This is a genomic window from Parashewanella curva, from assembly GCF_003675895.1.
Taxonomy (GTDB): Bacteria; Pseudomonadota; Gammaproteobacteria; order Enterobacterales; family Shewanellaceae; genus Parashewanella; species Parashewanella curva.
The window spans coordinates 51,877-65,886 of sequence record NZ_ML014759.1 but is presented as its reverse complement, the minus strand read 5'-3'; the positions used below and the strand labels follow the sequence as shown (position 1 = coordinate 65,886).

At 42.5% G+C, this 14,010-nt stretch carries 10 protein-coding genes; 7 read left to right on the top strand and 3 right to left on the bottom strand.

Going from position 1 to position 14,010, the window contains the following annotated elements; translation table 11 throughout:
* The first annotated feature begins 294 nt into the window (after positions 1–294).
* The 6 genes from D5018_RS04580 (at position 295) to D5018_RS04555 (ending at position 9,361) form a co-directional block, all read left to right on the top strand.
* Entirely contained in the window at positions 295–3,987 is a 3,693-nt protein-coding gene (locus D5018_RS04580) for a response regulator (protein ID WP_121837827.1), read from the top strand.
* A gap of 183 nt (positions 3,988–4,170) precedes the next feature.
* Entirely contained in the window at positions 4,171–6,318 is a 2,148-nt protein-coding gene (locus D5018_RS04575) for a multiheme c-type cytochrome (RefSeq protein WP_121837826.1), read from the top strand.
* A 135-nt stretch (positions 6,319–6,453) separates the two neighbouring features.
* Entirely contained in the window at positions 6,454–7,185 is a 732-nt protein-coding gene (locus D5018_RS04570) for an SDR family oxidoreductase (RefSeq protein WP_121837825.1), read from the top strand.
* Positions 7,186–7,197: 12 nt separating this feature from the next.
* Positions 7,198–7,788, top strand: coding sequence for a LysE family translocator (locus D5018_RS04565; RefSeq protein WP_121837824.1), 591 nt, complete (start codon positions 7,198–7,200; stop codon positions 7,786–7,788).
* 29 nt (positions 7,789–7,817) lie between these two features.
* The gene (locus D5018_RS04560; RefSeq protein WP_121837823.1) at positions 7,818–8,930 is read left to right on the top strand and encodes an acyltransferase family protein; all 1,113 of its coding nucleotides are present in this window, start codon (positions 7,818–7,820) and stop codon (positions 8,928–8,930) included.
* Between the two features lie 2 nt (positions 8,931–8,932).
* Positions 8,933–9,361, top strand: coding sequence for a hypothetical protein (locus tag D5018_RS04555; RefSeq protein ID WP_121837822.1), 429 nt, complete (start codon positions 8,933–8,935; stop codon positions 9,359–9,361).
* 64 nt (positions 9,362–9,425) lie between these two features.
* On the opposite strand, the gene galE is transcribed toward D5018_RS04555, so the two are convergent.
* Genes galE through D5018_RS04540 form a run of 3 tightly spaced genes read right to left on the bottom strand, consistent with a single transcriptional unit; the run spans position 9,426 to position 12,670 of the window.
* Positions 9,426–10,445 carry a UDP-glucose 4-epimerase GalE gene (gene galE, locus D5018_RS04550; protein ID WP_121837821.1) on the bottom strand — a complete coding sequence of 340 codons (1,020 nt, stop codon included), beginning with the start codon at positions 10,443–10,445 and terminating at the stop codon, positions 9,426–9,428.
* 15 nt (positions 10,446–10,460) lie between these two features.
* Positions 10,461–11,615, bottom strand: coding sequence for a galactokinase (gene galK / locus D5018_RS04545; RefSeq protein ID WP_121837820.1), 1,155 nt, complete (start codon positions 11,613–11,615; stop codon positions 10,461–10,463).
* A 14-nt stretch (positions 11,616–11,629) separates the two neighbouring features.
* The gene (locus tag D5018_RS04540; RefSeq protein WP_121837819.1) at positions 11,630–12,670 is read right to left on the bottom strand and encodes a UDP-glucose--hexose-1-phosphate uridylyltransferase; all 1,041 of its coding nucleotides are present in this window, start codon (positions 12,668–12,670) and stop codon (positions 11,630–11,632) included.
* Positions 12,671–12,809: 139 nt separating this feature from the next.
* Here D5018_RS04540 and D5018_RS04535 point away from each other — a divergent pair, with 139 nt between their 5' ends.
* Positions 12,810–13,811 carry a LacI family DNA-binding transcriptional regulator gene (locus tag D5018_RS04535; protein ID WP_121837818.1) on the top strand — a complete coding sequence of 334 codons (1,002 nt, stop codon included), beginning with the start codon at positions 12,810–12,812 and terminating at the stop codon, positions 13,809–13,811.
* The last annotated feature ends 199 nt before the right edge of the window (positions 13,812–14,010 follow it).

Sequence of the window (14,010 nt, the reverse complement as noted above, 5' to 3'; positions counted from 1 at the left end):
ATCGGTGTTGTGAGTATAATTAACCTGAGCTCTGCAAAAGCAAACCTCTACAGCATAGCTACTTATGCGTATTTCTGCGTTAGAACAGCCCGAAATAGAAACGCAGTAACGACAGTTTTGTATGTCGGTACTGGCTATTACGAACTGTTCTGCCTTGAACTACACAAAATTAGCAGCACTGTAGATTAAATTTATATTTTATTTGTAAAAACAAAACAGTACTGATTTCTTTATACTGAGCTCAGGCTAACTAACCTCAGCTTATCGTTTTTGTAAGTTTCTAAAAGGCTCTACATGAATCCCAACGAACCAGCCCAGCAACTGACATCCCCTATCCAAAAAAGCTATAACTGGGCGGTATTCTATACCTATTTTGGGGTGATCATCATTGCGATGTTACTCTCTTGGTCCGCGTATGACTCGCAGAAAAAAGAAGTGATCCAAAAGCGAGAATTACAGATTGAGCAGCATGTTCGCCAAGTCGACTTACTTTTGGAATCGAGTATTCGAGCCATTAATAGTTTACGGAATGTGGCAGTAGATCATCTTCGACGAGGTGAGTTAGTCCGTAAAGATAGGATGTCAGAATACGAAAAGTTTAATGAAACCAGACAGTTTTTTACTCTAGAACCACATTACGCTAAAAGTGGTCAGCCTTTTACGAATATGGGACGGATCACGGGGACGGGTTCGCTAAAAAACCGCAGTGACCGTTTCTATCAAGAACTGGAAATGTTATTTGAATTGTCACTGTCATTTCCTGTAGCTAAGCAAGCTACTCCAGAATCGTCCTCTATTTATTACATCTCAAAACGCAAAATGATGTCGTATTACCCTTGGCCATCAAACGAGCAGCGTTTTAGAGAAGAGTTACTTAATAATAAGCAATTCCAATTGGCGGGACCAAAAATGAATCCGCAGCGCAACGTGTTTTGGTCTGAAGGCTACTTAGGTGGCGTGAGTAAGGAATTGTTGACCACTGTGGGTGTTCCCGTGTATTTGGATAATGAGTTTATTGGCTCAATTAATCTGGATATGACTCTTTCCTCCTTGTCAAAACAGATTGATGATTACTTTAAAATGCCGGGAACGGTCATTTTGCTGGATCAGAAAAATAATGTGTTGTCTGACAGCAGTATGGAAACCGGTGGCATGAATCGTGTGTTCCATTTAAGTCAGCGTATTCCAGCCAAGTTGCACGATATTTCGGAGTCTGAACTTTTTGATGCCGATGAAGGGTTTATTCGTAATGGCTATTACATTCAGACTGTAGCATTGCAAAATGTGCCATGGCGATTATTGTACGTGCAGCCTGTTGAAGCTATGTTTCAAGAGGCCAAAAACGAAGTAGAAATGACCTTTATTTTCGTGGTCTTTGCTTTGTCTGTATTGGTGACAATCGTGCATTGGCTTACTCGTCGTTCCTTCGTGGCGCCCGCTTCTCAACTCTTGTCTCATCTTGAAAATTGTTCACAATTACCAAGGCCTGTGCCAGATAAAATGTCGCCAGGTTGGGCACCTTGGTTCCAACTGGTGAGTCGAATATTCGATGAAAACCAGCAATATACTCGAAATTTGTCTGAGCAAAATAAACGCCTTGATAAGCTGGTGGCCAATCGTACTGAAAAGCTAAAAGAAACCACTGAACGTCGTGAGCGTGAATATGCGTTATTGCGTTCTTTGATTGACTCTATTCCAGAAGCCATCATTTTCAAAGATAAAGAAGGTAAGTATCTTGGTTGTAACAAAGCCGCTGAACGCATGCTGGGTTATACCGAAAATGAGTTGATCGGCCAGACGTCTGCGACGCTGACTAACCCTGAGTTGGGAGAGCGCATTCGTGCTGAAGATGAGCAGATCCTCAAAGACAAAATACCAATGCGTTATCAAGAAAAAGTGGAGTTGTTTGGTAAGCAAGTCTTGCTCGATACCCTAAAACTGCCCTTTTATAATCGACGCAATGAATTATTAGGCTTGATTGCGGTTTGGCGCGATGTTACTCGTGAACATGAATCTGCTGAGCAGTTGCGTTTGTCAGAAGAGCGTTATCATCTGGCGATGGATGCTGTAGAAGATGGCCTTTGGGACTGGTATTTAGATTCAGAGCAGATCATCTGTAACCCCGCTTTTTATACCATGATGGGCTACAAACCTAACGAATTTCCGGCATTAGTATCCACGATTGATGATTTGATCCACCCAGATGATCAGCAGCGGGTACAGGAGTATCGTGAGCAATATCTTCAAGCGCCTGATTCTGTTTATGAAATCGAATATCGCATGCAGGCGAAAAATGGTGAGTACTATTGGCTTCTTTCCCGTGGTCGAGTGGTGGAATTTACGGCGTCCGGATTACCGAAACGAATGGTAGGTACTCATAAAGACATTACCCGTCAAAAGATAAACGAAGTTGCATTATTAGAAGCTAAGCAAGACGCGGAGTCGGCTAACCTATATAAAAGTGAATTCTTAGCCAACATGAGTCATGAGATCCGTACTCCAATGAATGCGGTAATTGGCATGTTGGAGCTAGCTCAGCGTACATCACTGACAGAACAACAGCGTGATTATCTCCATAAAGCTGGATTTTCGGCTCAGTCTTTATTGCGGATCATTAATGATATTTTGGACTTTTCAAAAATTGAGGCCGGTAAACTGGAACTTGAAAAAGTGTCCTTTGCCCTCGATAAGGTTCTTGATCACGCAGTTGATCTCAATGCCATCAAAGCTCAAGAAAAAGGAGTGGAGTTATTGCTATACGCTCCTGTTACGGCGGGGCTAACCTTGCAAGGTGATCCGCTGCGTTTAGGGCAAGTGTTGATTAATTTACTGTCTAATGCGGTGAAGTTTACTCAAGAAGGAGAAATAGAGTTAGGTTGTGAAGATCTTGGAGAGCGAGATAACCGTATCACTTTACGTTTTTGGGTGAGAGATACAGGAATAGGCATCGAAAAAACCAAACAAGAAACCTTATTTGATGCCTTTGCTCAAGCTGATGGTTCAACGACCCGTAAATATGGTGGCACAGGTCTTGGGTTATCCATTAGCCAACATTTAGTGTCGATGATGGGTGGCAAGATGGAGGTTGAAAGCGAGCCTGGTAACGGCAGTACCTTCAGTTTTACTTTAAGTTTTGAAATCGCTGATGACGTTAAACCTGACTTAAAAGCCTTACCAGAGTCTTTATCCTCACTGAAAACCTTAGTGGTCGATGATAACCCTACAGCACTGCAAATTTACTCCAACATCATGCAAGATTTTAATTTTGATGTGCAAACGGTGGATAACGGTGAAGCGGCATTGGAACAGCTGCAAAAGCAAGACATTGATTTACTTTTGATCGATTGGATGATGCCGAACATGCACGGCGGTGAAGTGATTGAGGAAGTTGAGCGTATGCTTGAAGATGGGCGCATTCAACATCGACCCGTTATCATCATGATGACCGCCCATGCCCAAGAGCCGACTCAAGACGAAGTAGACAACACTAAAGTCTTCACTTTTTTACAAAAGCCGTTTAAAGCCTCAGCCTTGTTTGATGCGATAGTCGATGCTTTTGCGCAAAAAGAATCCCAAGAATCATTAGAATTACAAGCGCCAGCCGAAATCCCAACCAGCAAAGGTAAGGTGCTGTTAGTTGAAGATAACCTGATCAACCAGCAAGTAGCATCTGAGCTGTTAAAGAGTGCGGATTATGAGGTTGAGATTGCTGAAAATGGTCAAGTCGCGCTGGATATGATTGCCCAGAATAGTTATCAAGCCGTGTTGATGGATATTCAAATGCCGGTGATGGATGGCTTAACGGCGGCTAAGAAATTGCGTGAAACCTACAGTGCAACAGAATTGCCAATCATTGCCATGACGGCACATGCTATGTCGGGAGACAGAGAAAAGAGTTTATCTGCTGGAATGAACGCGCATATTACTAAGCCGATTATCCTCAATGAGTTATTTGATACGCTAGCAGAGTGGATCAAAACAAGTTAACCCTCTATATACCACGGTCATTTCCCAAGGCCGTGGCGCTTTTCATTTCATCTTTGTCCTCTTCTCATATAATAAATATGATAATTGATTTGTTGTCAGTAACTCTTGAGGTAAGATAAGTGTTACTGATGACTTATAAAAGTCAGTGCTGTTCGGAAAATAACAATAAGAAGTGGGATCAGAATGACTTGGAAATTAAAGATAATATTAAGCTCCTTTCTATTTTTGATGTCGCTGTTTATCGGTATCGCCAACGCGAGCCCAACCCATTCAGTTAACTGCACCAGTTGCCATAAAACCGAGCACAAAGATTGGCTTAAGTCCGATCACGCCAAAGCTATGATGTTGCCTAATGATCAAAGTGTCTTGGGGAATTTTAATAATGTGACAGTGAAGCATCACACTCAAAAAGCTCGATTTTTTAAGAAAGGGAAGACATTCTGGGTTGAGCTTATTGAAGGTGGCAAAACGCAGCGTTACCAAATCGCTTACACTTTTGGTCACTACCCACTGCAACAGTACTTGATAAAAACCAATAATGGCCGCTACCAAACCTTTTCGTTTTCATGGGACAGCCGCACAAAATCTGAAGGTGGGCAGCGTTGGTATCCTAATTATGCTGATGAAGATGTGAAACCTAATGATCGCTTTCATTGGCAGCAACCACTACAAAACTGGAATGGCATGTGTGCTGATTGTCACTCGCAGGGACTTACTCGAAATTACGATAAAACCAGTAATACCTTTAACACCACATTTGAAGGCATCAATGTCAATTGTAAGTCGTGTCATACGGTAAAAGATGATCACTTTAAAGCGCCCAAACCTAAAGTTGGTTCGCAATTAGACTGGATGTTTAAGCCGGGCGAAAACATTGCCAGCCGAACAGATAGTCATCGTGATAATCGCTTTATGGATACCTGTTTTGCTTGCCATGCACTGCGTACGCCACTGACAGATGGCATTGATCCTGCCAAACCCTTTTTAGATCAATTTACGCCCGATTTACTTGCCGCACCTTTGTACCATGCCGATGGCCAAATCAAAGAAGAAGTGTATGTTTACGGCTCATTTTTACAAAGTAAGATGTATAAAGCTGGAGTGAACTGCCTTGATTGTCACGACAAACACACCATGAAGGTGAAAGCCCAAAATAATGGCTTGTGTTTGCAATGTCATAAAGCCGATGCCTATCAAACCCAAGCTCACCTCAACCATCCATTTGATAGTGAAGGCGCACAATGTGTCAGTTGTCATATGCCAGAAACTCGATATATGGGCGTTGATGATAGGCGAGATCACAGCTTTAGCATTCCAAGACCGAGCTTGACTGAAGAGTTTGGTATTCCGAATGCCTGCAGCACTTGCCATAAAGATAAGCCTGTCAGTTGGTCGACTGCCAAAGTGGCTTCTTGGTACGGCAAATCAAATACTTTAACTCAGGTTGAATTGGATTATATTCTGCTACAAAAGCAAGGTGGGTTACCTTTATCTCAGCACTTAGCGGTTATCAATGATCACCGTTTGGCGGTGATCAAGCGTGCCAGTGCAATAGCCTTGCTGCCCAACAGTACAAGGCAAATAGACAATGCTACAGTCGAGCCTTGGATAAACTCCAAAGAGCCATTGATCCGCTTAGCGGTAGCGAAGATTGGGCAATTATTGCCAGAGGGGCAACGCCAATTATCTTTGCCCAAATTGCTTAAAGATCAATACCGCGCTATTCGAGTCACAACGGCAACGGCATTATTGGACTCACACCTTACCGATATGAACGCACTTAAAGCGGCGTATGACGAGCTTGTATCGTCCCATGATACTAATGCGTGGCGAGGAGAAGGTAGCTTGAATGCCAGTCAAGAATTGGTGAGGATGAGAAACTATGATGCGGCTATTGTGGCGCTTAATCACAGCATTAAAGTTGACCCTTACTTTGCTGAATCATATATCAACTTGACCGATATTTATCGCAACTTGCGCCAAGCGAATAAAGAGCGGAAAGTGTACTCAGAAGCGCTACAAAATGTCCCTAATTCAGCGGTTGTGAGTTACAGCTATGGTTTATTTTTAATTCGTCAAAAGCAGCATCAACAAGCGTTAACCTATTTTAAGCGAGCGGTTAACCAAGCGTCCGATAATGCTCAATATGCCTATGTGTATTACATTGCCCTTGATAGTTTAGGCAGAACGCAGCAAGCCATTTCTGAGCTTAAAGAAGCAATTGCGCATTACCAACACAATTCGAATTTATTGAATCTTGGTCGCCAACTCTCGCAAAAGCTACAAGACGTGGAGTCATACGAGTTCTTTAGCACTCAAGGGAGTTGGTAACTACCAATTCTCTTTGTCGCGATTTGACTCTCAATAGGTGCCTCTACTCATAAACATTCCATTACATCATTGTTGTTTTGATTAACAAAGCATGATGTTATCATTTTGTTATGTAAGCATGAACATGGAGTGTAAGTGAAGAAGGTTGTTGTGATTACTGGTGGCGGCAGAGGAATTGGGGCTGCTACTGCAAAGGTATTAGTCTCTGAAGGTTACTTTGTTTGTATTAATTTCAAATCTAATCAACAAAAAGCAGAACAACTTGTCGATGAAATTAAGCAAGCTGGTGGAATGGCGGTAGCCTTTAAAGCCGATGTATCTAACACTCAAGGTGTAAAGTCGTTATTTGAATTTGCTGTTTCTGAATTGGGTGTCGTCACCCACCTTGTCAATAATGTTGGTATCTTAGAAACACAAAGTCCGCTTACAGAGTTAACGGAATCTAGAATCAATCGCATTTTAACCAATAACATCACCAGCTACTTTCTGTGTAGTAAATTTGCCCTTGAACACATGCCTAATGGCGGTGCGATAGTCAATATTGGCTCTGTTGCTGCGAGAACGGGAGCGCCCAATGAATACCTTGATTACGCGGCTTCTAAAGGAGCTATTGACTCTCTTACCATAGGCTTAGCTAAAGAGTTGGCTCCCAGAAACATTCGCGTGAACTGCGTACGACCTGCCATTATCGATACAGAAATCCATGCGGACGGTGGGGAAGTCAATCGAGTTAAACGGCTTGCAGATGCAATTCCCCTAAAACGTTATGGTAAAGCTGAAGAAGTCGCACACACCATAAGTTGGTTATTATCAGAAAAAGCCTCATTTATCACTGGTGATATTATTGATGTCTCAGGTGGGCTATAAGGAAGTACAGGCATGTTAGAAAGTTGGATCACCTTAGTATTAACCACAGCCGCGTTTTTAGGATCGCCCGGTCCTGCGCCATTGGCGTTAGCAGCGGTAGGTGCCAGTTCAGGGTTTAAAAGAGGGCTTCCATTTCTTGCTGGGATTTTATCCGGTATAGCGGTTGCGATCACCATTGCAGCGGTTGGTTTGGCTGCGTTATTTGAAACCTTTCCCAAAGTTCGAATAGTTTGTCAGCTGATTGCGACAGGGTATATTTTGTTTGTCGCTTATAAAATTGCGACTGCAAAAGGCGGAGTGGGTCAGCGGGATGAAGCACCTGACTTTAAAGACGGTTTTTTATTGAATCTGTTTAATCCAAAAGTATATGCCGCGTTCTTAGCCTTGTTTTCACAATTTCTACTTCCTGTCGACAATGTAGTTCTAAGTTACGTCTTAACTGGCTTAACGGGATTTGTCGTAGCTTGTATTGTTGATGTGATTTGGCTGGGAGCGGGCGGGCTATTAAAGCCGGTGTTCGCGACACCAAAGCGTGCTCGGTTTATTCGTATTGTCTTTGCTGTTCTGTTGGTGGTTAGTGTTGCAGCGGCGTTGCTCCTATAAATAAAATCAAACATGGACGAATGAAGAAGATGGAACAAATACGATATTCAGAGTTAGATTGGCTTAGAGTGTTGTTGATATTAGCGGTATTTCTGCATCATGTGTTTATGCCATTTAATGGCGATGGCTGGCATGTAATGAACAATGAATCGAGTAAATTACTCGATGACATTATGGTGTATTTTGAACAGCTACGGCTGCAAACCTTATTTTTTGTCGCAGGGGCTGGCAGCTTTATTCTATTGCAAAGGGTCAGTGTAAAAGCGTTTCTTGTGAGTAAGTTTCATCGGTTATTTGTGCCGCTTATTATTGCAATGATGTTCATCGTCCCTCCACAAAATTACTACGAGAATATTGGTGATTATCAAGGCGTAGTCGACGCTTATAAAAAGTTAGTCTTGTCATTCGACGCTAATCATCTGTGGTTTATCGAATTTTTGATCATTTTTATGATTATGGCCGCGCCATTGAATCGTGTTTTAAACAGTAACCTCGGTGAACGCTTTATCAATAAACTCAGTCGACTAGTCGTCATTCAGCATGGGCTTTTCTCATTAGTGCTCTTGGTGTTAACGGTGAGGTTAAGCCTGAAATGGGCGATGCCATCGCAAAGCCATAATATTGAAAACTTATCAGTGTCCGTATTTTTCCTAATGTTCTTTGTGGCAGGTATGTGTTTTATAAAAAGTCCGATTATTTGGAAAGCACTTGCTGATAATCGCAGCACCAATCTCAAGTGGTTTATATTCAGTTCGCTGTTGTTTTACGGCTATTATTTCAAGCCCGATATTAGCGCCTATGTGTCATTAGATATACGTTGGCAACTATGGTGGTTGGTCTGCACCTTAGTATCATGGTCAGGTTTACTAACATTAGTCGGGTACGCCAGTGTCATGTGTAAATCCACACCAAAATGGTTAAAGACGGCTAATGAACTGATTTACCCTTTTTATATTTTGCATCAAACCATTATTGTGGTGTTTGCTTATTATATTGTGCAGTGGGACGCAGGAATCGCGGTTAAATCGTTAAGTCTGCTTGTAGCTACTTTTTCTGTTTGTGCGGCCACTTGCTATTTTGCGATTAAACCATATTGGGTGACAAGGTACTTGTTTGGATTAAGAACTAAAATAGGGAGATAAAAATGAAGTTTGCTGTTGTTGCTTTTTGTTTATTTTTAGGGGCTTGTAGTTCGACATCTAAACAAGCGGTTAACTCAGATACCAGCATGGCCTTGGCCGAGCAACATACGCCTAAAAGTGTGAACGGAACGTTTAAACTGCCGATTAAAAGCACTGCTCTGGTAGGAGAACGTGTTTATTTAAACACACAAAATGATTACCGTGATAGACGAAATATCTCGGTAGAAATTACCCCAATGCTCGTCTTTGAACTGGATGAAAGCTACGGGACTCCACCAGAAAAGTACTTTTTAAATAAATTGCTTGAAGTAAAAGGTGAGGTTAAAAAAATTAAGATTTACGTTATTTCAGATGGAAAAGTAACTAAAGACTATTATTTTCAAACCCTGATCAAAATTAACTCACTGAATCAAATTAACGTGAGCAGCTAACGTAGTCGAGAAAAAAGCCGCTTTATGAAAAAAACGGCTTTGGGGATCCAAAATATAACAACCGTTAATACCCATTCGGGTTATTAGACTGCCAACGCCATGTATCCTTCATCATATCTTCTAGACTACGTTTAGCTTGCCAGTTAAGTGCCTGGGCCGCTTTGTCGGCATTAGCCCAAAACGCAGGCAGATCACCTGCACGACGTGGCGCCACTTCAAATGGAATTTGAATATCATTAGCACTTTCAAAAGCATTGATAATGGCAAACACTGAAATAGCACTGCCAGTACCTAAGTTAAAAGCGTCAGTACCAGCAAAATCAGAATTGTTTTCCAACCACTTTAGTGCGGCAACATGACCTTCGGCTAAATCGACAACGTGTAAATAATCACGCTCACATGAGCCATCTTGAGTTGGGTAATCGTCACCAAACACGCTTAACTTTTCGCGCTTACCAACTGCTACTTGAGCTACAAATGGTAATAGGTTGTTAGGCAAACCTTTAGGATCTTCACCAATTTGACCGCTTTCGTGAGCACCAATCGGGTTGAAGTAACGCAAAGACACACCACGGAAGTTTGCATCTGATTTGCCAAAGTCTTCCATGACTCGCTCAACCATAACCTTGCTTGCGCCATAAGGGCTGCTAGGTGTACCGAGCTTCATAGTTTCAACATAAGGCGGAATGGCTTCTTCACCGTAGACAGTGGCTGAAGAGCTAAAGATAAAGTCGTAAACTTTATGCTGCTGCATGACTTCCAATAAGGTGATGGTGCCATAAACATTATTGTCGTAATAAGCCAGTGGGATCTGTGCGGATTCCCCTACGGCTTTTAAAGCGGCAAAGTGAATAGTAGCTGAAATATCATGCTGCTCAAACACTTGGCTTAATGCAGCTTTATCACGAATATCACCTTGAACAAAAGTGACGGATTTTCCCGTTAATTGTTCAACCCGTTTTAGTGAGGTTTCACTGGCGTTTGATAGGTTATCAAACACCACCACTTCATAATCGTTTTCTAATAAGCTCAGAACCGTGTGGGAACCGATATAGCCCGCACCGCCTGTGACTAAAATTGCCATCTTGTTACCCTAAAATTATTCCTTTAACTCACCCGCACCAGCTTCGGCTGAGCAAACAAAAACATCTGGCGTTAAGCCTGTTGCGGCAGGGTACTTATCTTTAATGGTTTTCACAACTGTTGCAACTAATTCATCTGGGATAAGAGAAACCACACAACCACCAAAACCACCACCAGTCATACGAACGCCACCCTGCGTGCCAACGGCTTCTTTGATGATGTCGACTAAGGTGTCGATTTCAAATACGGTGATTTCAAAATCATCACGCATTGAGGCATGAGAAGCGGCCATCAAAGCCTGCAGCTTGTGAATGTTACCATTGTTCATGGCTTCAACGGCTTCTAATACACGTTGGTTTTCAGTGACCACATGACGAGCACGTTTGGCAATCACTGGCTCTAAACCATCTATGCCAGCTTCTAGTGTGGCTAGGTCGACTTCTCGTAAGCTTTTTACTCCGAAATAAGCGGAAGCCGCTTCACATTGTTGGCGACGGGTATTGTACTCACTGTCTACAAGCCCACGCTGTTTATTGGAGTTCACGATGACGATTGACAGACCTTCCGGAATGGACACCGAAGAAAGCTCTAAGGTTTTGCAATCAATCAGTGATGCATGACCTTGCTCAGCTTTAGCTGAAATTAATTGATCCATGATCCCGCAATTACAGCCGACAAATTTATTTTCAGCTTCTTGACCAATCAACGCAACATCTTGCTGAGAAATGTCTAAGTTATATAGGGCCTTAAAGGTTTGACCTATTACCACTTCTAAAGATGCTGAAGAAGATAGCCCTGTTCCTTGCGGAATATTGCCGCAAACCGCGATATCGGCACCGTTAAATTCATAACCACGATCGACTAGTACTTTTACTACACCACGAACATAGTTTGCCCATTGTTTTTGTACTGGTTCAATAGGCGCATCTAAGCTAAATTCGTCTTGTTCAAGCTCATAATTCAGTGCAATTACGCGAACAATGCGATCTTGACGTGGGTTGGCACAGACTAAGCTATGAAAATTGATAGCACAAGGCAATACAAAGCCATCATTATAGTCAGTGTGCTCGCCAATCAGGTTCACGCGTCCTGGTGCTCGAACGGTATATTGAGGTGCGACAGCAAACGCTTTTGCAAATGCATTTTGTGTTTTTTCTAATAAAAGTGACATAGGGCTAGCTCTTTTTATTGTCCGCTGTAGTGAATATTGGATAGATTTCTTAGGCGCTCAGCGGCTTGCTCTGCGGTTAAATCACGCTGAGCTTCAGCCATCATTTCGTACCCCACCATAAATTTACGTACTGTGGCAGAGCGTAATAGTGGTGGGAAGAAGCTAGCATGTAACGTCCACTCGGCGTGTGTTTCACCATCGTAAGGTGCACCATGCCAACCCATTGAATACGGGAAAGAGCAATTAAATAAATTGTCATAACGAATGGTGATTTGCTTGATAATGTCAGCCAAAGTAGCGGCTTTTTCAGCATCGAGACCCGTCATACGAGCAATGGAAAACTTTGGTAATAGTAAGGTTTCAAACGGCCAACTTGCCCAGTAAGGAACGACCACTACCCAATCAGAGTTTTCAACCACCACACGCTCTTGAGATTCAACTTCACGTGCAACATAGTCACTTAATAAGTTACTACCATGTTGAGCAAAGTAATCAGACTGTGCTTGTTGTTTTTTCAGGGCCAAGGTCGGCAAATGCTGCTGAGCCCACACTTGCCCATGAGGGTGTGGATTAGAGCAGCCCATCACAGCCCCTTTGTTCTCAAATACTTGCACCCATTTGTAAGTTTGACCCAAATCTGCACATTGACTCTTCCATGTCTGAACCACGTCGGTGATTTCGTCGACACTTAGCTGTGGTAACGTTTTACTGTGGTCAGGTGAAAAGCAAATAACACGGCTTACCCCTTGTTCAGTACGCATACGAAACAGAGGATCATCGGTTTCATTTAAAGGGGTATCAGGTTTTAAAGCCGCAAAGTCATTCTGGAAGACAAAGGTTTTTTCATACTTCTCATTAACTTCACCATTGATACGAGTATTTCCCGCACACAAAAAACAGCTCTCATCATAAGCTGGCTTTGCCGTTTCCTCTAGCTTTTCAATTTGGCCTTGCCAAGGACGTTTAGCGCGGTGTGGTGACACCAAAACCCATTCATTAATCAGTGGGTTATAACGACGGTGTGGGTGCTCAGTAGGATCAAATGGCGATGTCATATTTGTTTTCCTAGATATTTTATTTTTGCAAAGGTTAAACGTTTACCCTTATTTCTGCAACATAATATTAAATTTTTGTTGATTAGTTTATAATCCTTGCTCTTTTTAAAAATAGCGTATTAAGGCAACAGCTAAACTTATGGTGACAATTAAAGATGTAGCAAAAGCAGCTGGCGTTTCTGTTGCTACCGTTTCGAGAGTGGTCAACAATGGCCCCAAGGTAAGCGATAAAAAGCGCGAAGAAATCAAAAAAATTATGGCTGATCTAGGTTATCGGCCTAATGCCAACGCACGAGCCTTAGTAAGCCAGAAAAGCACCACCATTGGTGTCGTTGTGCCTGATATTTCCGATCCCTTCTTTGCGGTATTAGCTAATGGAATCGATAAAGTTGCTCGTGAACACAATATGCAAATCTTATTGAGCACGGGGGGGCATACTGCCGAATCTGAGCGTCAAGCCATTAATTTATTATTAGAAAGACGTTGCGATACCATTGTGATGCATAGTAAAAAGCTGCCTGCCGAAGAACTTGTTGGCTTTAGCAAAGCGGTGAAAGGGTTTGTTGTGATTGACCGCTATATCAAAGCTATTGCTGAGCGTTGTATTTGGCTGGATAACCTTGAAGGTGGACGAATAGCAGGACGCCACTTGCTGATGCTAAATCATCAAAACTGTGCATGCATCATGAGTAACTTTGCGATTGACGACCCTGTTCACCGCCATAATGGGTTTAAAGAGGTGCTTGAAGCCAGCGGAGTTGCCCTCGCGCCAGAGTTGGTTAAATATGCAGAGCCTAATCCACAAGGAGGGAAATTGGCGGCGCAGGAATTACTTGCAAGTGGTAAACCCTTTTCAGCCATCTTTGTCTATAACGATGCGATGGCAATTGGTGTGGTGACTACGCTGGAAGACAACGGTTTCCGTGTACCGCAAGATGTCTCTGTGATTGGGTTCGATAATGGCATTTTAGCCCAATTCTCACGCCCTAAATTAACGACCTTAGATTACCCTGTAGAGGAAATGGCGCAACATGCCGCTAAATTGTCTATGGCATTAGCGGCAAAAGATCAAACTCCGCCTAAGCAGGAACAAAAGTATGTGCCATTGCTGGTTAAGCGAGAGTCTGCCGCTAGAATGTAAGACCTTCATCTTTCAGTTTTTAAAGAGCATTATCACATTTACACTCGCTGAGTGACTCGTGATGAATGAATCACTCAGCGTGATCTTATTTCCTTAAAGCCCATAGCTCAGCTTCCATGATGTTGATAAATCGTTGCTAAATCAAACTGCATATTTTACATTGTATACAATTTTATTTGGGAAACTGCAACTGACTACC

Coding starts and splice junctions, on each gene's coding strand:
- D5018_RS04580 (WP_121837827.1), top strand. CDS start 295: ATGAATCCCAACGAACCAGCCCAGCAACTGACATCCCCTATCCAAAAA.
- D5018_RS04575 (WP_121837826.1), top strand. CDS start 4,171: ATGACTTGGAAATTAAAGATAATATTAAGCTCCTTTCTATTTTTGATG.
- D5018_RS04565 (WP_121837824.1), top strand. CDS start 7,198: ATGTTAGAAAGTTGGATCACCTTAGTATTAACCACAGCCGCGTTTTTA.
- D5018_RS04560 (WP_121837823.1), top strand. CDS start 7,818: ATGGAACAAATACGATATTCAGAGTTAGATTGGCTTAGAGTGTTGTTG.
- D5018_RS04555 (WP_121837822.1), top strand. CDS start 8,933: ATGAAGTTTGCTGTTGTTGCTTTTTGTTTATTTTTAGGGGCTTGTAGT.
- galE (WP_121837821.1), bottom strand. CDS start 10,445: ATGGCAATTTTAGTCACAGGCGGTGCGGGCTATATCGGTTCCCACACG.
- galK (WP_121837820.1), bottom strand. CDS start 11,615: ATGTCACTTTTATTAGAAAAAACACAAAATGCATTTGCAAAAGCGTTT.
- D5018_RS04540 (WP_121837819.1), bottom strand. CDS start 12,670: ATGACATCGCCATTTGATCCTACTGAGCACCCACACCGTCGTTATAAC.
- D5018_RS04535 (WP_121837818.1), top strand. CDS start 12,810: ATGGTGACAATTAAAGATGTAGCAAAAGCAGCTGGCGTTTCTGTTGCT.